The sequence below is a fragment of the Bacillus smithii genome (assembly GCF_001050115.1).
In the GTDB taxonomy this organism is placed as follows: domain Bacteria; phylum Bacillota; class Bacilli; order Bacillales; family DSM-4216; genus Bacillus_O; species Bacillus_O smithii.
Genome location: NZ_CP012024.1, coordinates 1,614,609 through 1,638,802 on the forward strand (window position 1 = coordinate 1,614,609; position 24,194 = coordinate 1,638,802).

At 37.8% G+C, this 24,194-nt stretch carries 23 protein-coding genes and 2 pseudogenes; 19 read left to right on the forward strand and 6 right to left on the reverse strand.

Translation table 11 applies throughout. The features are described from left to right. Positions 1 to 374: 374 nt before the first annotated feature. From BSM4216_RS07630 to BSM4216_RS07670, 9 genes and pseudogenes are all read left to right on the forward strand, one after another. Complete coding sequence (locus BSM4216_RS07630; protein ID WP_048623324.1) at positions 375 to 881, forward strand: hypothetical protein; 507 nt, start codon at positions 375 to 377, stop codon at positions 879 to 881. 14 nt (positions 882 to 895) lie between these two features. After that, on the forward strand, positions 896 to 1,033 hold the full coding sequence (locus tag BSM4216_RS17090) for a hypothetical protein (protein WP_244878054.1): 138 nt from the start codon (positions 896 to 898) through the stop codon (positions 1,031 to 1,033). 135 nt (positions 1,034 to 1,168) lie between these two features. Next, positions 1,169 to 1,360, forward strand: a complete 192-nt coding sequence (locus tag BSM4216_RS17095; RefSeq protein ID WP_244878055.1) for a hypothetical protein — start codon at positions 1,169 to 1,171, stop codon at positions 1,358 to 1,360. A 294-nt stretch (positions 1,361 to 1,654) separates the two neighbouring features. Next, positions 1,655 to 1,931, forward strand: a pseudogene (locus BSM4216_RS07640) (amidase); the annotation flags it as partial. 164 nt (positions 1,932 to 2,095) lie between these two features. Next, positions 2,096 to 2,473, forward strand: a pseudogene (locus tag BSM4216_RS07645) (YidH family protein). A gap of 200 nt (positions 2,474 to 2,673) precedes the next feature. Further along, positions 2,674 to 4,548 (forward strand): molecular chaperone HtpG, encoded by a 1,875-nt coding sequence (gene htpG, locus BSM4216_RS07650; RefSeq protein ID WP_048623325.1) that lies wholly within the window; start codon positions 2,674 to 2,676, stop codon positions 4,546 to 4,548. 262 nt (positions 4,549 to 4,810) lie between these two features. Continuing rightward, positions 4,811 to 5,833 (forward strand): sporulation protein, encoded by a 1,023-nt coding sequence (locus BSM4216_RS07655; RefSeq protein WP_048623326.1) that lies wholly within the window; start codon positions 4,811 to 4,813, stop codon positions 5,831 to 5,833. A gap of 452 nt (positions 5,834 to 6,285) precedes the next feature. Then, positions 6,286 to 7,647 carry an IS1182 family transposase gene (locus tag BSM4216_RS07665; RefSeq protein ID WP_048622333.1) on the forward strand — a complete coding sequence of 454 codons (1,362 nt, stop codon included), beginning with the start codon at positions 6,286 to 6,288 and terminating at the stop codon, positions 7,645 to 7,647. Between the two features lie 166 nt (positions 7,648 to 7,813). Next, positions 7,814 to 8,716, forward strand: coding sequence for a DMT family transporter (locus BSM4216_RS07670; protein WP_048623328.1), 903 nt, complete (start codon positions 7,814 to 7,816; stop codon positions 8,714 to 8,716). A 69-nt stretch (positions 8,717 to 8,785) separates the two neighbouring features. Here the strand turns inward: BSM4216_RS07670 and BSM4216_RS16705 are convergent, their stop codons facing one another. Then, a complete protein-coding gene (locus tag BSM4216_RS16705) occupies positions 8,786 to 8,935 on the reverse strand; it encodes a hypothetical protein (RefSeq protein WP_156179232.1) in 150 nt (49 codons plus the stop codon). A 710-nt stretch (positions 8,936 to 9,645) separates the two neighbouring features. Between BSM4216_RS16705 and BSM4216_RS07675 the strand changes: the two genes are divergently transcribed. From BSM4216_RS07675 to BSM4216_RS16270, 7 genes are all read left to right on the forward strand, one after another. After that, positions 9,646 to 10,536: a DUF262 domain-containing protein gene (locus BSM4216_RS07675; protein ID WP_053083238.1), complete on the forward strand. Its 891-nt coding sequence runs from the start codon at positions 9,646 to 9,648 to the stop codon at positions 10,534 to 10,536. Between the two features lie 91 nt (positions 10,537 to 10,627). Further along, a complete protein-coding gene (locus BSM4216_RS07680; protein WP_048622401.1) occupies positions 10,628 to 11,671 on the forward strand; it encodes an IS30 family transposase in 1,044 nt (347 codons plus the stop codon). Positions 11,672 to 11,864: 193 nt separating this feature from the next. After that, on the forward strand, positions 11,865 to 13,043 hold the full coding sequence (locus tag BSM4216_RS15905) for a DUF4357 domain-containing protein (protein WP_244878057.1): 1,179 nt from the start codon (positions 11,865 to 11,867) through the stop codon (positions 13,041 to 13,043). A 179-nt stretch (positions 13,044 to 13,222) separates the two neighbouring features. Further along, positions 13,223 to 13,672, forward strand: coding sequence for a hypothetical protein (locus tag BSM4216_RS07690; RefSeq protein ID WP_048623329.1), 450 nt, complete (start codon positions 13,223 to 13,225; stop codon positions 13,670 to 13,672). Beyond that, positions 13,600 to 13,746, forward strand: a complete 147-nt coding sequence (locus BSM4216_RS16265) for an HNH endonuclease (protein WP_082142283.1) — start codon at positions 13,600 to 13,602, stop codon at positions 13,744 to 13,746. Before BSM4216_RS07690 ends, BSM4216_RS16265 begins: the two co-directional genes overlap by 73 nt. Before the next feature lie 452 nt (positions 13,747 to 14,198). Beyond that, complete coding sequence (locus BSM4216_RS07695; protein ID WP_048623330.1) at positions 14,199 to 14,720, forward strand: acyl-CoA thioesterase; 522 nt, start codon at positions 14,199 to 14,201, stop codon at positions 14,718 to 14,720. A 196-nt stretch (positions 14,721 to 14,916) separates the two neighbouring features. Next, on the forward strand, positions 14,917 to 14,994 hold the full coding sequence (locus BSM4216_RS16270; RefSeq protein ID WP_371836630.1) for a CRISPR-associated endonuclease Cas2: 78 nt from the start codon (positions 14,917 to 14,919) through the stop codon (positions 14,992 to 14,994). Between the two features lie 579 nt (positions 14,995 to 15,573). Here the strand turns inward: BSM4216_RS16270 and gabT are convergent. From gabT to BSM4216_RS07715, 4 genes are all read right to left on the reverse strand, one after another. Continuing rightward, positions 15,574 to 16,926 (reverse strand): 4-aminobutyrate--2-oxoglutarate transaminase, encoded by a 1,353-nt coding sequence (gene gabT, locus BSM4216_RS07700; protein WP_048623331.1) that lies wholly within the window; start codon positions 16,924 to 16,926, stop codon positions 15,574 to 15,576. A gap of 20 nt (positions 16,927 to 16,946) precedes the next feature. Beyond that, positions 16,947 to 18,320, reverse strand: coding sequence for an APC family permease (locus BSM4216_RS07705; protein ID WP_053083269.1), 1,374 nt, complete (start codon positions 18,318 to 18,320; stop codon positions 16,947 to 16,949). A gap of 7 nt (positions 18,321 to 18,327) precedes the next feature. Beyond that, entirely contained in the window at positions 18,328 to 19,155 is an 828-nt protein-coding gene (locus BSM4216_RS07710) for a carbon-nitrogen hydrolase family protein (RefSeq protein WP_048623333.1), read from the reverse strand. 70 nt (positions 19,156 to 19,225) lie between these two features. Continuing rightward, positions 19,226 to 19,915, reverse strand: coding sequence for a GntR family transcriptional regulator (locus BSM4216_RS07715; protein WP_048623334.1), 690 nt, complete (start codon positions 19,913 to 19,915; stop codon positions 19,226 to 19,228). Between the two features lie 745 nt (positions 19,916 to 20,660). Here BSM4216_RS07715 and dhaK point away from each other — a divergent pair. From dhaK to dhaM, 3 genes are read left to right on the forward strand one after another with little or no spacing between them, the layout of a single operon-like run. Next, positions 20,661 to 21,653, forward strand: coding sequence for a dihydroxyacetone kinase subunit DhaK (dhaK, locus tag BSM4216_RS07720; protein ID WP_048623335.1), 993 nt, complete (start codon positions 20,661 to 20,663; stop codon positions 21,651 to 21,653). 15 nt (positions 21,654 to 21,668) lie between these two features. After that, positions 21,669 to 22,259, forward strand: a complete 591-nt coding sequence (gene dhaL / locus BSM4216_RS07725) for a dihydroxyacetone kinase subunit DhaL (protein WP_048623336.1) — start codon at positions 21,669 to 21,671, stop codon at positions 22,257 to 22,259. Next, complete coding sequence (dhaM, locus tag BSM4216_RS07730; protein WP_048623337.1) at positions 22,252 to 22,629, forward strand: dihydroxyacetone kinase phosphoryl donor subunit DhaM; 378 nt, start codon at positions 22,252 to 22,254, stop codon at positions 22,627 to 22,629. The genes dhaL and dhaM overlap by 8 nt, the downstream gene beginning before the upstream one ends. Before the next feature lie 222 nt (positions 22,630 to 22,851). Here dhaM and BSM4216_RS07735 read toward each other — a convergent pair whose 3' ends face one another. Further along, positions 22,852 to 24,186, reverse strand: coding sequence for an amino acid permease (locus tag BSM4216_RS07735; protein WP_048623338.1), 1,335 nt, complete (start codon positions 24,184 to 24,186; stop codon positions 22,852 to 22,854). Positions 24,187 to 24,194: the final 8 nt, after the last annotated feature.

Below are 24,194 nucleotides of genomic sequence, written 5' to 3' on the forward strand. Positions count from 1 at the left end.
GTTAGCTAAGTATGGATATGTAGTCAGAAGGACGTAAGTCGAGCATGATAGGCAGTAATAGTGGTTTGCAGGGTTAATGTATTTTGGATATCCAATTCATGAACCACAATTAATCAACTCCTCCAAAGGATAACATACAGACATTCAATAACAAGAAACGCCGACTTTTTATTTAGATAAGTGCAGCAAGTGAAATGAGCCGAATGTATTTATTTCTAATAGTCTTATGTTCGCTTCAATTGTATAAAATTTGATTCAAACCACGTTTTCCTACAGTTGCTTTTTGCGAAAAAAATCTTAATAGACAAACAACTGACATATACCTATATCGTTCTTTCAGAATAATCTAAAAAACTAAGGGGAGGGACGCATTAATGTCTTCTGACTTTGTAGGGATCCATTCTTATCAACGAAATGATTATCTTGATGCTATTGAGGCTGCGTTAAAAAAAGGGATGGCCGCCAAGGAAGTAGTGTGTTCTATTACAACAGGTTTTCGAAGAATTCCATCTATAAGAGTGGCGCCGGGACTGAATCCGTATCATGCAACAGTTGCGGATATCGGCTACGGATTTGACGCTGTACAAGGAACGATTCAACGCATCCGTCAAGGCGATTTGATTCCTCTTGAAAAAGAAATGCTTGTCTTTGAACTTGATACTTTGCGTATTAGTGAAAAACAATTAAGTCCCAATTTTGAATTAGCTGTTCAAGGAGCTGATCCGAGCGTTTTTTATTTAGTCGAGCAAAGTCGATATTTAAACCGTCAAATCGCTAAAATGATTAAGAGAGCTAATAAGCTTGGCCAGTCCTTTCTTGGTCCTGAATGGGAGGCAATACGCGCGAAGAACGAGAAAATTCAAGCAATCCCTCGTCTTTAGGAGGAAAGTTCTTTATGCTTAATACACGACTTATCAATATGAGTGCAGAGAAACAGCATTGCTTGATGGAGTGGTGGAACGCAACGGAGTCTGCCAAGCCAGTGGTACAACGTTTAGTCTCATTGGTAAGTGAACTTCGTTTACATCCGTAATCCAGCAATGCAGATGGGATGATTCTTTTTTATAGGGCTGCTTCCGAAATTTCATATGGTTATGCAGGTATGCGCGGATGTTTACGCCGAGCTTTTGCAGGTGAATACAACGAAACTCTTCGGAAGAATATGATAATGTGTCAAGGGTTTGCCCGTAAATTTTCTGTTGATACGAAAGTTCTTCTTGAACGTGTGGCAAAGCAAATCTCTGGACCAAACGCTTTGCAATTGATTCATCGAATACGCGAGACGTTAGTGGAAAATGATGCGATGCTAAATGAAATAGAGAAAAGAGCTCGTGCTTTCTATGAAGAGAGGGATCGCTGACAAAACGGGGCCAATGTATACAAAAGATAAAAAATTAAAACATTTCACAAAATATTAAATGGAAGTCTCTAAATAAAATCTAATGATCATGTCCCAAAAAATACAATGACTCAAAGGGCCGATTTTTATTGATCGTTCATTTTCATTCACGTTTCTCAATTCAAACTTGGACGGAAAACATCCGCCCTTTTTTATTCTTTAAAATTCAGAATTCCAAAGCCATACTGATAAGTCCCTTCCACAGTCTTATCCTTATAGGTTATCCGGCAACCAAAACAACTTTTTCCCGCCTATAAGGAACATGAAATCCATAATGTCGTCATTACTGGTTTAACGACTTCTCAATGCGCTCCACTCCACTACTACAAGAATGAGCGGAAACCTAGGATTTAATACAAATCTAGTATCAGGCGCTACAGCTGCCTTTGGATTAAAAGGACCTGATGGTGCATATTATGATGCTGATCAAATTCTTGTCATTTCTCTTGCCACTTTGCATGGAGAATTTGCAACGGTTCTGACTACTGAAGAACTAATCGATTTTATTGAAAAATCCCATTCCATGAACTAAGCTAAGAGTGAAAACATCGTCCAAACAAGCAATCCGTCTGGCGATACAGGAATTCTTGATTGAATACTCGTGAAGCAATCCAATTTTGTCAAGAACAATTATTGAAAAACGGAAATTTCTAAGTATATATTGGTGTAGACTTTAAATGGAAAGGCTATGGATTCATGGATGAGAATAAACGTACCGTTACAGAAGATTCAAAATATATTCAGTAGCATTTAGCCAACGAACGAACATTTTTGGCATGGATTCGAACTGCGATTGCAATTATGGGAATCGGTTTTCTTATTCTAAACTTGCATATCAAATCGGCTACTCAATCTTTATCCAATATGACTGTGCAAATCATCGGTCTATTATCGGTCTTAACAGGCGTATGTACGATCCTTTTTTCGACTATCAGCTATTTTCAAAAAGCGAAACAAATTAATGAACAAACGTTTCGGCCTTCTCGTTCTCTTATTTTGTTTTTAGCAATGTTAATGTTGCTTGTCACTTTCTTGTTCGGTTATTATTTCTTTGTTTCGTTAATAGGAAAATAAATGATCGCTCGAATCCTCATTGCCTATCATTAGAAGATAGAACAAGTCGATATGGCTTATATCCTATTTGACAAATGCCATTTTCTGTGCTATCTAAACTATTGATTAGCACTCAATATATGAGAGTGCTAATTTTGATCATAAAGCGATAAGGACATTCTTTACATATAGGAATTTTGTTCGTGGAAAGGAGAGTCTTTATGGCGAAAAAGCAGTTTAAGGCAGAATCGAAAAGACTGTTGGAAATGATGATCCACTCGATTTATTCACAAAAAGAAATCTTTTTAAGAGAGCTCATTTCCAATGCCAGTGACGCCATTGACAAAATCTATTACAAAGCGCTGACAGATGATTCGCTCACTTTTGACAAAGACAATTACTATATTAAAATCATCCCCAATAAAGAAAACAGAACATTGACGATCTTGGATACCGGTATTGGAATGACAAAAGAAGAGCTTGAAAATAACCTTGGAACGATAGCGAAAAGCGGTTCTCTTGCTTTTAAAAACGAAAATGAATTGAAAGATGGCCATGAAATCATCGGTCAATTTGGGGTAGGATTTTATTCCGCTTTTATGGTCGCAGATGTAGTGACGGTCATCAGCAAGGCTTTAGGCAGCGATGAAGCATATAAATGGGAATCTCAAGGTGCTGATGGATATAGTATTGAACCGTGCGAGAAAGATTCAGTTGGAACCGAGATTATTTTAAAGTTGAAAGAAAATACAGAAGATGAAAATTACGATGAGTTCCTTGAAGAGTACCGCTTAAAAGAAATCATCAAAAAATACTCTGATTTCATTCGCTATCCTATCAAAATGGATGTGACGGAAAGAAAACGTAAAGAGGGCAGCGAAAACGAATTTGAAGAGTATAAAGAAGAAAAGATTATTAACAGCATGGTTCCGATTTGGAGAAAAAATAAAAACGAACTGACGGACGAAGATTACGAGAATTTTTATCGAGAAAAACATTACGGTTTCGACAAACCGATCAAACATATCCATATTAGCGTTGACGGTACGGTACGATATCAAGCTATTTTATTCATTCCTGAGAAAATTCCTTTTGACTATTACACAAAAGAATTTGAAAAAGGGTTAGAGCTGTATTCTAGCGGTGTCTTAATTATGGACAAGTGTCCAGACTTGCTTCCAGATTATTTCAGCTTTGTCAAAGGAATGGTCGACTCCGAAGATTTATCTCTCAATATTTCAAGAGAGATGTTGCAACAGGATAAACAAGTAAAGTTTATCGCTAAAAATATTAAACATAAAATAAAAAGAGAATTGGAGCGTTTATTAAAAAATGATCGTGAGAAGTACGAAGCATTTTATCAATCCTTTGGCAGACAGTTAAAGTTTGGAGTCTATAATGATTTTGGAAAAGATAAAGAATTACTGCAGGACTTATTGATGTTCTACTCCTCAAAAGAGAAGAAGCTGGTCACCTTAAATGAATATGTTTCCAGAATGACGGAAGATCAAAAATATATTTATTATGCAACTGGAGAAACCATTGAACGGATTGAAAAGCTTCCGCAGACAGAGATCGTAGCAGAAAAAGGTTATGAAATTCTATATTTCACCGATGATATCGACGAATTTGCGATCAAAATGCTAATGAAATACAAAGACAAAGAATTTAAATCTGTATCGAGCGGCGACTTAGGAATTGAAGAAGACAAGGCTCAAGCCGAAGCGGAAGAAAAAGAACACAAAGAACTCTTTGATTTTATGAAAGAAGTTTTATCCGGCAAAGTCAAAGACGTCAGAGCATCCGCAAGATTAAAATCGCATCCTGTATGTTTTGCAACAGAAGGCGAAGTATCAATTGAAATGGAAAAAGTCCTAAGCACGATGCCGAACAACCCAAACATTAAAGCGGAAAAAATTTTAGAAATCAATATCCATCACGATGTCTTTCAATCTTTAAAAGACGCCTATGCAAACGACAAAGACAAATTAAAACTGTACACGAACTTGTTGTACAATCAAGCTCTTCTCATTGAAGGCTTGCCGATTCAAGACCCGGTTGAGTTTTCAAATGACATTTGCAAAATGATGGTTTGATAGGGTGAAAGATTCAAGGCTTTACTTCGCAGGAGGTAAAGCCTGTTTTTAAATTTATTCATATACCAATTACCATTAAATGGGATATGGAAGTTTTCAGAATATCGTTTCCGTACTTATAAAAAAAGCGGGCAACACACAAATAAGAGTGATCGTTTGTCAAGAAACTGTACCATTTTTGGCGAACTGGAACAAAAGAGTTTCAAAATAAAAATGATATAATACAACTGCTAAAAACATTTTTTTAAGGGAGAGTTAGACAATGTTTAAAAGATTCCTTGCAAGTTTTGGAAAAGGTTCAGCTACCGTTGACTTGCGTTTATATACGAATTCCTTTCATGTCGGGGAAAGTGTTCAAGGAGAAGTCCTCATCTATGGAGGAGAATATGAACAAAAAATCAAATCCATTGATGTGGGACTGTTTATGGAAATTCGCAATGAACACGGCATTACAAAACATCATATCGATACCATTCCAGCCAGCGGGCCATTTATCATTCAAGCTAAAGAGCAAAAAACCATTCCATTTGCCTATCAACTTCCTTATACATTACCTGTTTCCAGTCCGACCGTATCCTTTTACTTTGATACATATTTAGACATTGAAGGCGGGGCGGATAAATCAGATGTAGATTATATTGAAATTAAACCGGTACCGCAAATCATCCATGTGTTTGAAGCAATGGAAAGAATCGGATTCCGCCAAAAACCCACTTCTGGAAAATTGGACAGCCAAGGCCAAGAATTTTCGTTTTTCCCAATGAATCATTTTGCCCAAGAAATTCATGAAATTGAAATGCGTTTTTCCATCGAGGAACATGGAATCCGCCTCTGGATGGAAATCGAAGCTCGGCAAGGCTATCATGAAGTCGAAATCAAAAGAGATTTCTTTTTGCCAGAAGGAATATTGAATAATATGTCGGAGTTAGTAAACGTGTTGGAAAGGTATATTGTTGAATCCGTTCGCCAGCCTGGTTCTTATTATGAACCGCATTCTTATTATGAACCACATTCTTATCATGAACCATATTTTTACCACCAACCGCATTCTTATCGACACGAACCATATTATGACGATGATTATGACGTCCATCATCGTCATGGAAGCTCCGCCGCCGGAATGATTGGCAGCTTTGCAGCCGGTGCATTGGGAGGCATATTGATGGATGAAGTCATGCAGGAATTCATGCATGAAGATCACGATCAAGACCACGATCAAAATCATGATCAAGATCATGATCATGATGGATTTGATTTTGGCGATTTCTTTGGTGATGATGAGTGAGAATTCACCTTTTTTAATTGAAACGAATAAAAGCTTTGAACAAAAGAAAAGGGGATACCCGAAAAGTATAACCTTTTGGGTAACCCTTTTCCTTTTTTAAAAACACACAAGAAAAACTAAATAGGCGATGACATCGGAAAAATCAAAAAAGTTCAATTGAGAACAAGAAAGAATGAAAAGGATTTTGTCTAGAAGCGCCAAGAAAAAAACACCTGCGGGGATTGAATTGGCAACCTTTACGAAAAGAAAAAGGAAAATCCGTTTATTTGTAGCTCACCATTATACATCGGTAGCGTGGAAAAGCCTGTTTGATCTCGCAATTTCAAGAAAAAACAAGTTACTTGATCACTTTATAAAAGTGATACAGACTGTCGACAAATCCGAAAAAACCGGATTTGCCGACAGTCTTTTTTTGTATAATTAAGATACCGTAATGAATTGAGGTGGATGAAGTGCTAACAAAAAATACACAGATGAATCGTGATCAAATAGAAATGATAGCTTTAGACCAACTTGTACCTGCAGATCATTTGGTTCGTAAAATCGACGCTGCTATTGATTTTTCATTTATCTATTCGCTTGTTCAAGACATGTATTCATCGGAAAGAGGTCGACCAAGTATTGATCCAGTTGTATTGATTAAAATGGCTTTCATCCAATATACCTTCGGTATTCGTTCCATGCGAAAAACTATAGAGGAAATCGAAACGAATCTGGCTTACCGTTGGTTTCTTGGATTTGGTTTTTATGATAAGGTACCTCACTTTTCAACGTTTGGGAAAAACTACGAGCGACGCTTTAAGGATACAGACTTATTTGAACAGATATTCTATCGCATTTTGAAAGAAGCTGCAGATAAGAAGCTGATAAGCAGTGAGCATGTCTTTATTGATTCTACTCATGTCAAAGCGAGTGCGAATAAGCATAAATTTGAGAAGAAAGTGGTTCGAAAAGAAACGAAAGCCTATCAAGCACGTCTACAAGATGAGATAAATGCTGATCGAGAAGCACATGGAAAAAAGCCATTTCCTCCAGATAAATTTGGGAAAGAAGAATATAAAGAAATAAAAGAAAGTACCACTGATCCGGAAAGTGGTTACTACGTAAAAGACGAGCGAACAAAACAGTTTGCTTACTCATTCCATGCTGCTGCGGATCGAAATGGCTTTGTTTTGGGGGCTATTGTAACGCCAGGGAATATTCATGACAGTTCCGTATTGGAGCCACTTCTTGAAAAAGTCATAGAAAAACATGGAAAACCGGTTGTAGTTGCTGCTGACGCTGGATATAAAACTCCCGCCGTTGCCCAATACATATTTGAAAATGATATGACCCCTGCTTTACCTTATACTCGCCCTCGTACAAAGGATGGTTATTTCAAAAAACATGAGTATGTTTACGATGAATACTACGATTGTTATCTTTGTCCGCAAGGACAAGTGTTAAAATATGCAACTACGACGAAGGAAGGCTATCGTCAATATTTTTCTGATCCAGTCCAGTGTAAAGATTGTCCATTCCTTTCGAAGTGCACCCAAAGTAAGGAGCATAAAAAACTGATTCAGCGACATGTATGGGAATTTTATTTAGAGGAAGCTGATCATCTTCGGCATACACAAGAGAATAAGAGCATTTATGCAAGACGGAAAGAAACCATTGAACGTGTTTTTGCTGATGCAAAGGAAAAGCATGGTATGCGTTGGACAACCTTAAGAGGTCTAAAAAAATTGTCCATGCAGGCGATGCTAACTTTTGCTGCAATGAATTTGAAAAAGATGGCTTGCTGGACATGGAAAAGTCCAGCAATAACATAAAATAGACCCCTGGAGGGGTCTATTCCAAACATTTGAAAGCATAAAAGTGACAAAAGGCATCCGAAAGCGCACATTCGGATGCCTTTTGTCTACACTCTGGATCACTTTATAAAAGTGATATATTCTATTTTCATGGTTAAATTGATAGAGAGAAAGAAGAGAAAGCATGAGAGAGTTATCACGTTTTAAAACCATTAGTCTTATTACGTTTCTTGTATTAGTATGGGGAGTATCATGGCCTATATACAAAATTGCCTTAGAGTATACCCCACCTCTCCTATTTGCTGGAATGCGCACCCTTTTTGGCGGGCTGTTGTTGGTTATTCTATTATTGCCAAAATGGAAAGAAATTCGCTGGAAAGAAAACTGGCCTATTTATCTCATTTCGTCCATATTTAATGTCATTTTGTTTTATGGATTACAAACGGTCGGGCTCATGTATATCCCATCCGGATTATTTTCGGTAATTGTATATCTTCAGCCTGTCCTTGTCGGCATTTTTGCTTGGTTATGGCTTAAAGAACCGATGTCAGCCTTAAAAGTCATCGGTTTATTCATTGGCTTTATTGGAGTGGCCGTGGTCAGTGCGAGCGGCTTTTCTGGGCATATTGCGGTTGCGGGGATCATTTTAGCCCTTCTTACAGGAATTAGCTGGGCGCTTGGCACGGTGTATGTCAAAAAAATCAGCTCCCAGGTTGATTCTATGTGGCTCACAGCCTTTCAATGTGTAATCGGGGGAATCGTCCTTACTGGAATTGGTTCGGGTATGGAGAGCTGGTCCGACATCGTATGGAATGTTCCTTACTTATTCGGCTTAATCTTTGGGGCCATTCTAGGTTTATCCGTGAGTTGGATTATTTACTTTACCCTTGTCAATTCCGGAGACGCCAGCAAGGTTGCATCTTACACATTTCTTGTTCCCGTTATCTCCGTCTTTACTGGAACATTATTCTTAAGAGAGCCATTTACGTTCAATCTGGTCATAGGACTCCTCTTAATCGCGTTGAGCATTTATTTAGTCAATCGAAAACCAAAAAACCATATCGAACAACAGAAAAAAGCAGCTTAAAGTTGAAAACCCTCTTGTCGAGACCATCGCATAAGAGGGTTTTTTTATGGCGTTGCCTTGGAGAAGACTTTATTTGACCTTCAGATACTTCAAGATTTCCTCTTGTTTGAATTGAACAGATTCTACCTTTTTCTCTAATTTTTCCATTCTTTCTATTACCGGGTTTAAAGCTTCCTCTAAAATACGCTGCAGCCGAATCGCTTTGTCTTGATCCATCACAATCTAACCTCCGCATCAAAACGATTTTGTTTAAAGATGTATTTTGAATACATCTATATCATACCGTTTGTCATCACTGAAATGAATCGAAAAATGGAAGTTTTAAAAAATTTGTCAAAATAGGGGGGAGATCTTTTTGAGAAAGCTGTAATCTCATATATTAAAGTTCTCAAGGCTAAACTAGTTAGGGAGAGAAAATAATAGCTGGATTCATCAACCGATTCTCTTTTCTAATTAGGGAATTTTAAATCCGTTGCTGTTTGGAATTTTAACACCTTTAATTAAAATTTATAATTCTATAACCATGAGTATACCAAATTATGCTAAAATACTGTTAAAATTGGACTATATAAAAAACGGCGCTTTGTGACTAATCAAAAGAAATACAAGAGTTTCGATCAAAATGAGTATTTCTGTCAACTCCCATTGTCACTTTAGAAGAAGCAATATCAAACGAGATAGACAATATCTGAAATATTTTTGGTACTTTATTAATATAGATTTTTTCTAAATCACCTAAAAAAGAGTAAAGGTTAATATTTGATGAAACACAAAATTAGTTGAAAGTGTGGCAGCATCCAAATTAATGAAAAGAAAAAACAAGAACAAAAACACTTCATTGATTATAACTAGCAAATTTAGCGAATAGACATGCCTTTACTCTTATTAAGAAACGGGAAATACAGATAAAAAATAGGGAGGAAATAAGAATGCAAAAAACATTAAATGCGGAAGAAATGCCGCTTTATAAAGTTTTTTCGGATGATTTCCTGTTTACTATTCCGTCTGTACAGCGCCCATATTCATGGACGTCTGATCAAGCAGGGGATTTGTTAGACGATCTTCTCGATTATATTGATCATCAATCCATCACGAAAGACGATTTTTCTAAGATTGATGAGCCTTATTTTTTGGGCAGTATTGTTCTAGTGAAAAAAGGAGAAAACCTTTATGAGGTTTTGGATGGACAGCAACGGTTAACGACATTAACAATTTTGTTGGCGGTTTTACGTGACTATTTAGGGGGAGAATACGCGAAAACCATTAAACCGATGATTGCCCAAGAAGGCAATATGTTTCTTCAAACAAAAGATCAATATAGAATTGAGTTAAGAAAGATAGATCAATCCTTTTTTCAACATTATATTCAAGAAGAGGGAGCAACTACGAAGCTGAAAGAAAATACTCCAGTTAAAACAGATAGTCAAAAGCGGATTCGAGAGAATGCACTATATTTTATTAACCGTCTAAATACTATAGATCCAGAATTAGTAAAAACATTGCCAGGTGTTATTTATGGACTTTGCTATCTAGTCGTTGTATCAACACCAAATTTTGATTCTGCATTTCGAATTTTCACTGTTTTAAATGATCGTGGTTTGGATTTAATGCCTAGTGATATTTTTAAAGCAAGGGCGTTAGGAGATATACCAGAAGAAGAACAGGAGATTTACACGACAAAGTGGGAAGAAGTAGAAGTTGCGCTTGGCCGCGATCAATTTAATAAGCTGTTTGAACACATTCGCGTAATCATTCAGAAACGAAAAAGCAGCGCGAATATCAAGGATGAATATGAAGGTATATTTTGGCTAGTTGTATAATCAAATGCAACAAGCATAAAAAATGAAAAACCATAGATAAACCACGTATGATTAAGTCGACTAAAACAATATCGATACGGAGGATTTATCTATGGCAATTACTAATTCTACCATAGGAGCTCGGCATTTCAAACACTTAACGGCTTATGACCGTGGGAAAATTGCGGCCTTACACGCTGCTGGTAAGACTCAACAGGAGATTGCAGATTATGTTGGTTGTCACAAAAGCACCATCTCCCGTGAGTTAAGAAGAGGTACAGTGCCACAAAGAAAAAGCAACGGGAAAATTGTTCATGTCTATTTTCCAGACACAGGTCAACTTCTCTATGAGAGAAACAGGAAAGCCTGTGGCCGCAAGCTAAAACTAGACGATGCCATCGAGTTTATTAAGTATGCCGAAACTCAGATCCTTGATAAGAAATGGTCTCCTGATGCGGTATGTGGGAGAGCCAAACGTGATGGGAAATTCAAAGACAAAATGGTTTGCACCAAGACCCTTTATAACTATATTGATCTAGGACTTATAGGCGTTAAAAACATTGACCTACCTATGAAAATTACCCTGAACACCAAGAAAAAACGTAACCGGAAGAATAAGAAGATCTTAGGACGCAGTATCGATGAGCGACCAATTGAAGTCAATGAACGCCAAGAGTTTGGTCACTGGGAAATTGATACGGTTATAGGCAAGAAGACTAAAGATCAGGCCTTATTGACTCTTACTGAGCGCAAAACCCGTAAAGAAATAATTTTGAGAGTGACAGCCAAGGATAGTCTATCCGTTTCAGAAGTCATATCTCAGTTGAAAGTGTCTTATGGTAATCGGTTCTCTAAAGTGTTTAAAACCATTACGGCTGATAACGGTTCTGAATTTGCTGACCTCGGCCTTAGTGTTGAAAAAGATCTAACAGAGGTTTATTTTACACACCCTTACACATCCTGTGAACGAGGAACCAACGAGCGTCATAATGGCCTTATTAGGCGCTTCATACCAAAGGGGAGACCCATTTCCTCTGTGGCAGACGAAACCATTACCTATGTTGAAAATTGGTGTAACCATCTTCCAAGGAAGATCCTCAATTATCGTACACCTGAGGAGTGTTTCCAAATAGAGTTAGCTGGCTTAGCTTCTTAACCTTAAGCCAGCTAACCCAAAGGGTTGGTTTTTAGCAACTTGACAAAGAGCCTCTGCGGGCATGGCTACCAGCCATGAAGCCAGGTATACGGTACTGGCTGGGCCAACCAGGCTACCATGCCCGCCACTCCACGTCAAGTCGCGCAGAGTGTCCCGATTCTACTTAATCATGGGTTATCTGGTCTTTCAATACTTGTTGCATTTAATATTGCAATTTAAGGAAGGTATATTTTCAAAAATATGCGGTAAAAATTTTATTGATGAAATGCTTATACCATATAGTGAGATATATTTGAAGCTAGTGGATTATCAGACTTATTATTCTAATGATCCAAGTATGGTCAAATTACTGAGTCTAATGAATCGAATTGATAACTCTGATTGGATGCCAGTAGCGATGTATTATATTCGTCATCACAATGAAAGAATAAAAGAATTTTTACAACGTTTGGAAACCTTTGCGGCAACGAGCATGATTTTACGGAGAAACTATAATTGGCGTATGTCGAAATATTCAGCGATTTTAAAAGAAATGGATAAAGGGATTGATGTTTTCTCAGAAATGTCAACACTAGAACTATCAAATACAGATAGAGCAGAAGTCATTCATCAATTAAATGGTGATGTATACATAAATTTAAAAGATACGGCTAAGCGGTATATTTTATTACGATTAGATTCTCTTTTAACAAAAGGTCAACCGTATTACAATCATTCGGTTATTACAGTTGAGCATGTATTGCCGCAAAATCCTAAACCTGAAAGCGAATGGCTCAAGAAATTTGAGGAGCCTGAAAAGTATGTACATAAACTAGGAAATCTCGTTCTTTTAACACGGAAGAAAAATTCACAAGCTCAAAATTATGACTTTCCAAAGAAAAAAGCTTCATATTTTCAAACGTCTGGTGGTGTTACATCCTTTGCTTTAACTTCCCAAGTTATTCAATTGGATCAATGGACTCCAGAAGTGGTCGAAAAACGTCAGCGAGAACTGGTCCAATTATTGATCGATGAATGGAAATTGGATAAGCATATCGATTTTAATACATTCAATCAAAATTTTTATATCGAAACACCGAAAGGAATTTCTGCTTCCGGATATCCAGTTGATGAAGGGTTTTTAGTAAAGAAAGGATCCAAATTTTCTTCCTCTGTTAGCCATTCTATAGGAACTGGTTATGCGGAACTTCGCAAAAAGTTGATAGATATGAAAATCTTAAATAAGCAAGAGAATTACTTGGTATTGACTAAGGATCATAAGTTCACGAGCCCTTCTACCGCTTCATCCATCATTCTTGGAAGAAGCTCCAATGGATTGACCGAATGGAAACTTTTAAATGGAAAAACTTTGAAAGAAGTGTTGGGAAAGTAAAAAGGGATCTTTGCACAACAACATAAAATTACTTCGTTTAAGCTATAGCAATTATAAGAAAATAGAGTTACTAAATATCATTCAGGGATTTATGTAAACATAAACATGGCTAAATATTTAACTGAAAAGGCAATGAAGGGAGAAAGCGAAAAAATGTCTTTTTTAAGAAAACAGGTACTTTGATAGGGAAAACTGTAGGATTTGTAACAGGAGAACCTATAAAATTTATAGGTAAAAAGTTAAATAATGATTACATTCAAGAAATTGACGATGGAATTAAAAAAGCCACAACGAATACTGGAACAACGATTGGAAGTATTGCTGAAGGCACATGGAATACAGCTTCAGGTTTAATCAATAAAGATGAAAATAAACGTGATGAAGGTTTAAAGGAATTAAAAAATACCACAATTCGAACGGCAAAAGGAATTGGACAATCTATAAAAAGTACATACAATAATGGAAAAGATGTAGTTCAAGGCGTAGTTAATAATGATAAAGAACAGATGATTAAAGGAGCAAAAGGAATCGGAAAAACGATTCACAACGGGAACAAATATTTGCGAATGAAACACCTGAAGGGTATACATGGCATCATAGTGAAGAACCAGGGAAACTGGAATTGGTAGATGAAGAGATACATGCCGAGACGGCTCATACTGGTGGCAGAGAACTATGGGGAGGCGGAAGTGAAAACCGTTAACATAAAAATCTTAATTTTAAAGTACGACCAATAGGATATAGGGCTAGGCACCACCCTGGTTTTGTTGATATTGAAAGAAAGGGGAGACGGCAGTTAAAGTGGCTATCAGTTTTTTTAGGTATAGTAAAAAAGGAATTGTTGTTTTATACATGTTCATCTTCAAATTTGTTTTGGAAAAACGATTTTTGAAGAGTTGGCCATTCAATCTTTTATAGGGGTTGACGAGGGGGGTGAAAACGTTTTTCGACATTTTGCTTGTATCAATGTATTCTTTTCATGTATATTCAAAATGGTCATAATTATATCGAACTTTTGGCATTCATTATTCATCAGCCAATACACATATTGAATGGTCTTGATTGAAAGGGAATGCAGTATACCGGAACAGAGTTTTAAAGTTTGATAAATTTTACAATTTTGCTTAAATGAGTATTTATGCAGGGGGAATCATCATGAGTGAGATACGATACGTGAGAGAGACAAGAACTTTTAAAGCGAGTCATGTTCTCCCACCGGATACCAATAATCATAATACGTTGTTTGGCGGAAAATTAATGGCACATATCGATGATGTAGCGGCTCTTGCCGCCATGAAGCTTGCGGGAGGCCCAGTTGTAACCGCCTCAACCGATTCTGTCGATTTTCTTCATCCTATTAAAGTAGACGATGAGGTTTCTCTTGAAGCATTTGTGACTTGGACTCATCAAACGTCGATGGAAGTGTTTGTAAAAATCGTCGCAGAAGATCTGATTACTGGTGAACGCACTGTATGCGCCACTTCCTTTTTAACCTTTGTGGCCATTGGAAAAGACGGTCGGCCGACTCCTGTGCCGAAAATTGTTCCGGAAACCGAAGAGGAAAAATTTTTGCATCAAGGGGCGCCAGAAAGAGCAGCTAATCGTAAACAACGCAGAGATCGCAGCAAACATTTAGCAGCTTTATTAGGGACGAAACGGCCATGGGAGACTGACTGACTTGGTTCCTTCATCGACATTAGAACAGGCTTTTAAATTAGACCTTCCTTAGCTGAGGCAGTGATAGTGTTCAGTTCCAACTTTTCTTTACGGTTTTAAGAAGAAGTTAATGAAAGTAGTCTATTGTTGGTGTTAATACGCATGTGTATACACGGTCGGAAGTACATAACAAAAAAGGCAGAGGAAATAGGCAAAAGTGTGTCAAAACTATGGCCAGCGCGTCCAAAATTTTGTATTTGCATGTGTAGTAAAACCGCGCAATTTGCAGCTTTAGAATAGAATTGCCTAATGTTAAAACTGAATATATATTTTGTATGAAACAATCCGTTCATATAGGAGGAATAGTGCGAATGTAAAGCGCACATAAAATCACCGAAACATTCGCACCTGAATCCGACCCTTTTATTCGAAAATTATGGTATTCATTTAAAAAATTTCTTTGTTTTGTTAAAAGAAAATAGTGAGTTTTTGATCAAAAAGACGGGAATTTTCGGTTTTTTTGATCAAAAACCGCTGTCGCACTCTACATGAGTGCGTGGATTTAAATTTTATCCATATTCCGATAGTAAAGGACTGCTAATCGTCGCACTCTATATGAGTGCGTGGATTGAAATCCATATTTAGAAACAAATCGATTTCTTGGCAATAATATCAGCGCCACAACAAATATTTCAAGCTAGATGAAAAACAACTGTGATATGCTATTCTAATTAAAATTCACTAATTTATTTGCAAGTTAAGATTAATAATAACACAGACAAAAATTAACCCTCTTTTGTTATTAAAGCCATCCCCGCTCAAGGGATGGCTTTGTTCATGGCAAAACTTAGCGTTGTCTCTTGATTTTCCCTCGTCATAAAGAAATTTTTTCAATAGAGGCTGCTGCCAAAATAGATTGTTCAAGAATTTCCAGCCCTTCTTGCAATTGTTCATCAGTAATGGTAATCGGCATCAGCAAACGTATAACATTGCCGAATATGCCTGCGCTTAAAAGAAGTAAACCACGCTTATTGGCTTCAGCGATGATTCGATTGGTTAAATCTTTGTTAGGCTCTTTTGTCTCTCTGTCTTTTACAAGCTCTATTGCACACATTGCTCCCAGCCCCCGAATATCGCCGATAAACTCGAATCGATCGTACCAATTTTTAAACTTGTTCATGACGGTTTTACCGATTTGTTCGCCGCGAGCGTTTAAATTCTCGGATTCAATGATGTCCAATACGGCTAATGCAGCCGCACAACCGAGTGGGCTTCCGCAATAAGTTCCGCCTAATTCACCTGGCGAAGCAGCATCCATAATGTCGCTTCTACCAATCACGCCGCTTAACGGTACTCCTGCAGCAAGTGATTTAGAAACGGTGATCAAATCAGGAACAATGTCGAAATGCTCAATGGCAAAATAACGGCCAGTCCGGCAAAAACCTGTTTGGATTTCATCCGCCACGAATAAAATGCCATATTCATGGCAAATGTCATAAACCGCTTGAACAAATTTTTTACTGGGAACGATGAAACCACCTTCGCCTTGTACAGGTTCCATAACAACAGCCGCTACCATTTCTGGAGCAACGTCATTTTTGAAAAAGTTTTTAAATTCTTCGATGATAAAATTTTCATATTCTTCGTCCGAAATGTTGCCTGGTTTTCTATAAAAATATGGATAAGGCGCTTTATAAACCTCTGAAGCAAATGGGCCGAATTCAAATTTATAAGGCTTTACTTTGCTTGTCATCGACATCGTCATTAATGTCCTTCCATGGAAACCTCGTGTAAAGCTAATGATGCCCGGTCTTTTTGTGTATTTTCTAGCAATTTTCACGGCGTTTTCTACTGCTTCTGCGCCGCTGTTGAGGAGAATCACTTTTTTATCATCATTTCCCGGGGCGATGGCCGCTAGTTTTTCAGCTAATTCAATATATGGTTCATACATCACGACATTAAATCCTGTATGAATATATTGATCGATTTGAGCTTTTAAAGCATCTACCACTTTTGGATGGCGGTGTCCTACATTGATCGTACCTATGGCTCCTGCAAAATCTATAAACATATTACCATCCACGTCTGTTACGAGTGCACCAGCTGCTTCTTTGGCGAAAGTAGGTATTCCATAGCTAACTCCACGGGGGATCGCTTTTTCTCTTCTTTCCAACAAGCTTTTAGAGATGCTTCCTGGTAAACTGCTTTTAACATTTGCGTATTTCATTTGTATCCATCCTTTCCATTTTAAATAGATTTTTGATCAAGAGGCAATTCTGTCGGACTTTCAACGCTTTGAAAATCCATTTCGGGTGGTGCTATTTTAAAGCCTTTTGTTAAAAAGGCTAGATAAACGATTCCGATGAAGGTCCATATCGAACCGAGAATTTTTGCATTTTTATCCAAATTCAAAAATAGTCCAAAGTCTAAAACGGCTCCTACTAAAGGAATGAGAAAATAGAAAAAAGTATCCTTGCTTGAACGATTTTTTTGTTTTATATAGTAGTGAAAAATCACATCCACATTGACAAATATAAATGTCAAAAACGCTCCGAAATTAATAAAGGATGTGGATGTCGTAACGTCCATATTCACCGCTAGCAAAGAAATGGCTCCAATTATCACAATATTGAGAATGGGTGTTTTGGTTTTTGCATTTAAATAGCCAAATAATTTTGTCGGCAATACGTTGTCTCTGCCCATTGCATATAAAAGGCGCGCACCGCTTGCCTGGGCAGCGATTCCCGATGCAAATTGGGCAATGATCATACCGGCAAGGAAAATGGAGCTTAACAATGTTCCGCCAATTTGTTTAGCAATTTCAAATGCAGCTGAATCAAGATTTTGAAAATCAATGTAGTTTGGATGAACAAGATACAGAAAACAAGAGGAAATGACAAAGATGATTCCACCGATGAAAGTAACAAGCAAAATAGCTCGCGGCAGCGTTTTTTCCGGCTGCAGCGTTTCTTCAGACATGGTTGTGACAGCGTCAAATCCTAAAAATGAATAACATGCGATGGAAGCTCCTGCAAGTATAGATGAAAGAGAGGAGTGACTGTTGAAAAATGGGTTGTGATCGAATGAGTTGCCTCCAGTATTCGAAGTTATGTTCATGATGGATAATATGAGAAAAAAAGCAATCACTAGCAGTTGAAAAACCATCATGAAAAAATTGACATTTGTCGTCATTTTAACGCTAATGACATTAATGATGGATGTGATGACAATAAAGGCGATAATCCATATCCATAGAGGAACGGACGGAAAGGCAGAATGAAGATATACGGATCCGATCAGCCAGATGACCATGGGAAGGAATAAATAATCTAATAATATAGCCCAGCCAATAATGAACCCCAAATGTGAACTGATCGACTTTCGAGTATAAGTATAGGCTGAACCTGAGGTGGGGAAGGCTTTTACCATTTTTCCATAGCTGTAGGCGGTAAATAGCATGGCGATCAACGCAACGACATAGGCGGTTGGAACAGAACCGTGGGTGGTCTCGGCTAAAATGCCATAGGTTCCGAAAACAATCATAGGTGCCATATAAGCAAGGCCAAAAATAATCACTTGCGGCAGCTTTAATGTTCGTTTCAGATGAAGCTGTTTCTTCATATCCATATCATCTCCTTTGTTTGGTTTTGTTTTCTGATTTATCAGTCAATTCATCGGATAGCTCGACGTATAAGTCGGTTCTCCGATCCGCCAAATAATTTAAATGTTCATCAAATGGTTTATTTAGCGGAACATGAATGGTGATTAGCTGTTCTTCATCATTAAGTTTGACGATTACAGTGCCGTTTGCGTCGACGGCAGCGCTTTCACCAAAGAAAGTAGTATCACATTCTGTTCCGGTACGATTGCACAATACGATTGGAATTTGATTTTCCATAGCTCGGCTTTGTAAATAAATGAATTGATGCTTTTCATAAGGCTTCATGTTTGCCAGCGGTACGAGTAGAAGCTCTGCTCCCTTAAGCCGGAGTATTCTTGCGACTTCTGGAAATTCCAGATCATAGCAAATCATTAATGCTATTTTTCCAAGCTTGGTATCAAAGACAGGCAGCTCTGTTCCTCCTTTAAATACATTTCTTTCGTTAGCAAAGAGATGGGATTTTCGATAGATGCCTCTTATCGTCCCTTTGTCGTCAATCAGAATGGCAGTGATAGAGAAGGTGGAGTCCTTATTTTTTTCCGGAAAAGAGATAACAGCAAAGATTTCATGTTCTCTACAAGCACTTTGGAAAATTTGAATGCAATTGCCTGAAAGCGGCTCGGCCAACTCACTTAAAGATTCCCAAACAAAATATCCAGTTAAACATAATTCCGGAAACAGAATGAGCTGTGATTGCTGCTTTTTTGCTGTTTTCATCATTTCGATCATTTTATGAATATTCTCTTTTTTATCGCCTTGTTTTGGTGAAAATTGAGCCATGGTCACTCGAACCATTTGGTTTACCTCCCAGTACTGAGGATTTATCTTATGTATACAAAAATTGTATACAATTTATGCCGTGGCTTTATACGTAACGATGAATGATTTGTGTAATCGAGACAGGATCCGTAAATTCTTTTGAAAAATCAATATCGTTTTGAATCGATTCGATATGTTTAAAAGCTAGTTCTTTTGCTGCTTTAGGCTGGTGATTTTTAATCGCCTCTAATAATTCATCATGCTCACAGATGGCGTTTGCTTCTTTATGTTCAGATACATCATAGAAGCTTAATATGATATGGGATAAAGTAATAATTTTTTTAAGAAATTCGATTAAATACGAATTTCTGGATGCTTCAATGATACTCAAATGCAAATTCTTTGTTGCCACTAATGACTGGTGAAACAAATGATCTTTCATTAATTTTCGTTCTTCTTCTAAAAAATGATGCATACGATCGATTTCTGCCGATGTTGCATAGTGGGCCGCCAGTTCAGTCGCTTGGGGTTCCAACATTTTCCGGACGCTGAATATTTGCTCCGCTTCAGCTGGAGTGGGGCAGTACACAAAGGCACCTCTTTTTGGCTTTAATTCGATTAATGAATCGTATTTCAATCGCTGAAAAACCGTTCGAATAGGTGTACGGCTGACCCCGAAGGCTTCTGCTAATACATTTTCTTTTAATTGTTGCCCGGGAGGAAAATCTGCATTTACAATGGCGTCACGGAGAACATGATATATTTTCTCCTCAGTCATTTTAGGTGCAGTCTTCATTGAATCATTCCTTTCTAATGAATGGTTTCTTATAAAATAACACGAATTTTCAGAAATATCAAATTTATTGTCAGATTATCTCTCATACTTTTTACTATTGAAATAGGCAAACAATTGATTGGGATGCAAATGACAGACTTATTTCATCCAACTATGTATACGACGAAAGAAAGCATATTCGTAATGCGTTCATCTATCAGTCAGCTATTGAATTTTTCTATAAATGATGATCAATAGGCTGCCAGTAATCGTCTGGAGAAATAGCAGCGAAAGTTGGGAGAGAGGGGATCGATACTGAAAAATGATTAATCAAGGAAGAAGTTTCCAAAAGGTATTTTTTAGTTCGAGCAAAGTGAAGTTCGTCATGATTTGGATCATTCATTTGCGAAAAAAGTACGTCATACAAAGTTAAAAACACCCTTTCATCCAGTCCATAAGCTAATTTTTTATGTTAATTTTTGATTTAACAACGAACTTTATTTCTTCATAATTTTTTAGGATTCATCGTCACTATGAAGCTTGCTGGAATCATATAAATATGGGAAAATAAGATTGACTGAATACCAAAATTTTCAAAACAAAATGTAAGGGGTTACATATTATCTGAAGAAAAATACTTTTTTAGACGTGAACCATAGCATACCCAATCATTCATGCTGTTAGTCATTTGTTGAGCGGAATATCATTTTATTTTATAGGATATTCATAACTATAAAACCTTGAAAATACAATAGGGGGCTAAACGATGAAAAAGATATTAAATGATCCTAAAAATGTTTTGGACGAAATGCTGAACGGTTTTGTTTATGCAAATGAAGGACTAGTAAAGAGGTTAGAAGAAACAGGTGTCATTTATCGAACTTTTAAAGACGAGGGCAAAGTGGGACTAGTCAGCGGAGGAGGGAGCGGTCATGAACCAAGCCATGCAGGTTTTGTCGGTCAAGGCATGCTGTCGGCTGCCGTCTGTGGCGAAGTCTTTACTTCTCCAACACCTGACCAAATAGTTGAAGCCATTAAGATAGCGGATCTAGGTGCGGGTATTTTATTGATTGTGAAAAACTACACTGGTGATGTGATGAATTTTGAGATGGCTCAAGAGATGGCTGAAATGGAAAATATACAAGTCGAAAAATTAATTGTTGATGATGACATCGCCGTTGAAGATAGCACTTTCACGGCCGGAAGAAGGGGAATAGCGGGAACTGTTCTGGTACATAAAATTTTAGGTGCTGCGGCAGCGTCTGGTTTATCCCTTAAAGAAATAAAAGAATTGGGGGATCAGTTAGTACCCAATATCAAAACAATAGGGGTATCTATTTCTCCGGCGACCGTTCCGGAAGTAGGCAAACCGGGATTTCAACTAGCAGAGGATGAAATGGAGTACGGTGTTGGAATTCATGGGGAACCGGGATACCGTCGTGAAAAAATAAAAACTTCAAAAGAAATCGCAAAAGAACTAGTCACCCAATTGAAAAAAGCATTCAATTGGAAAAAAGGGGATCATTATGCCGTATTAGTAAATGGACTAGGTGCTACGCCGTTAATGGAACAATATGTGTTCATGAATGATGTCCATGCTTTATTAAAGGAAGAAGAGTTGGTGATTGATTATAAAAAAGTTGGTTCCTTTATGACTTCTATTGATATGGCAGGGGTCTCTTTAACTCTTGTCAAACTGGCAGATGATACTTGGACCCACTATTTGAAACTTCCAGTTAAGACACCTGCATGGGTATAGAAGGAGGAATGATGGATGTTAACGACTGAAAATACTGTCAAATGGCTCATTTTATTTGCTGGCAAAGTGAATGAACAAAAGGTTTATTTAAGTGAATTAGACAGCGCTATAGGCGACGGCGATCATGGCACGAATATGGCGCGCGGAACAAAGGACATGGAAGAAAAATTAAAAGAGGAGGAATATGCGACGGTACAAGATGTTTTTAAAAAAGCTTCCATGTCGCTTCTGAGTAAAATCGGAGGCGCCTCCGGACCTCTTTATGGATCTGCCCTTATGGCGATGGCCAAACAAGCCGGCAAGGATGAAAAAGATATAGCGGCGATTCTAAAAGCAGGGCTTGAAGGGATTCAAAAGAGGGGAAAGGCAGTACCGGGCGAAAAAACCATGGTGGATGTTTGGGTCCCTGTGATCGAAGCGCTGGAATCCGGAAATTTAACAAAAGAAACGATACAGGAAGCTGTGAATCAAACAAAAGATATGAAAGCAACGAAGGGACGCGCCTCTTATCTTGGAGAACGTTCCATCGGGCATCTGGATCCCGGCGCCGTTTCAAGCGGATACTTTTTTGAAGCGATGTTAGAGGGAGGCATTCTGAATGAATAAAAAAGAATATGGGATTGTCATTGTCTCCCACGTCGAAGAACTGGCGGAAGGTGCGGCGCGATTATTAAAAGAGGCAGCCCGAGACGTTTCGATCACTTGTGCAGGAGGAACAGATGAAGGGGGTGTAGGGACAAGTTTTGAGAAGATCAGCTCCGCGATCTCCGAGAATAGTGCTGATAAACTGTTGGCCTTTTATGATCTAGGCAGTGCGAAAATGAACTTAGAAATGGCGATGGAAATAACCGAAAAGCAAGTTCATCTTATGGATACCGCGTTAGTTGAGAGCGCTTATACAGCAGCCGCATTGATACAAGCTGATGCACCCTTCGAAGAAATTATAGATCAACTCAAACCATTGAAAATAAAATAAAAACAAGCTTCCAATTTGCAAGATAGTCTTGCAGATTGGAAGTTTTTTATTTGATCCAAAATTTTTATCTAACGCCATATCGAAGTATGATAGATGGAATGAAGCCAAAATATCATGGATCGAATGGGGCTGATTCGTCTGTTGTCGATAGGTTGTTTAGAGCATATGAAAAAAGGCCAAAAACCTAACGAATCCAGGTTCTTGGCCTTTTTAACAAGTCTTTTATCTTTTTGATTTGACAGTAAAAGAAAGAAGAATAAGTACAGCGACAATGACCAGACAGACAATCGTTCCAATGATATTTTGTTTATTAAAAATAAAAGCTAAAAAGATGAAAGATAAACAAATGGCAGCGATAATCGTCGTATAAGGAAACCCTTTTACCTGAAAAACAGGTTTTTCCGAGTATTGAGGCCGGAGCTTTAATTGGGCTAAACATATCCCGATCCAAATTAATAAAACGGTAAATCCTGGAATGGTCATAAGATAGCTGATGACTTGATCAGGGGTCATATAAGCTAGAAATACACCCACTAATATACAAATGGTTGTTAATAATATTCCGTTTAACGGAACGCCTTGTTTGGACGTTTTCAAAAAGGCCTTAGGAGCTTCACCTGTTTGAGACATCGTAAACAATGTTCTGGATGTAGCGTATATTCCTGAATTAGCAGCTGACAGAACAGCCGTTAAAAGCACAAAATTCATTACATGAGCAGCGCCTGGAAGTCCTGAGAAGCCGAAAACTTGCACGAAAGGACTTTCTTTAGAGGATACTTGATCCCAAGGAACGATTCCGCAAATGATGAGAATGGGCAGGACGTAAAAAATAATGACTCTCCAAACGGTTCCTTTAATAATTTTCGGCAAAACACGCTGGCTGTCTTTTGTCTCCGTGACACTGACTCCAATTAACTCAGCTCCGCCGTATGAAAACATCACCACTAAAAAGGCACTGAACGTTCCACCTAAACCATGGGGGAAGAAACCGCCATGGGCTGTGTAATTTGATAAGGAGGACGTGGTACCGGGAAAAATCCCTAGCAAGATTAAAGAACCTAAAAGAATAAAAGCCATTAACGTAACAATTTTAATGCCGGCAATCCAATATTCAAGTTCGCCGTAGTATTTTACTTGAAATAAATTGATTCCCACGATAAAGGCAGCACAGATGAAACTTAACAACCATAATGGCATAGAAGGAAACCAGTATTGCAAAAAACTTCCGGCTGCCAGCAATTCAACGACAGTTACAATAATCCAATTAATCCAATAGAGCCATCCGACGATAAAGGATATCCGATTGCCAAAAGCTTTATTGATCAGATGCTGCACATTGAGTTTAGGATAAACAATCGCCATTTCTCCTAATGCGACCATGACAATAAAAAGCAATAGTCCTCCAATTAAATAGGCAAGCACAACACTGGGACCGGCCATATTGACAGTGTCCGAGCTTCCTTTAAATATCCCTGTTCCAATCATGCCTGCCAAAGCAATAAATTGGACATGTCTTGGCAACAGTCCCTTACGTAAACCTTGATTTTTTTCTTCCATGTTTTCTC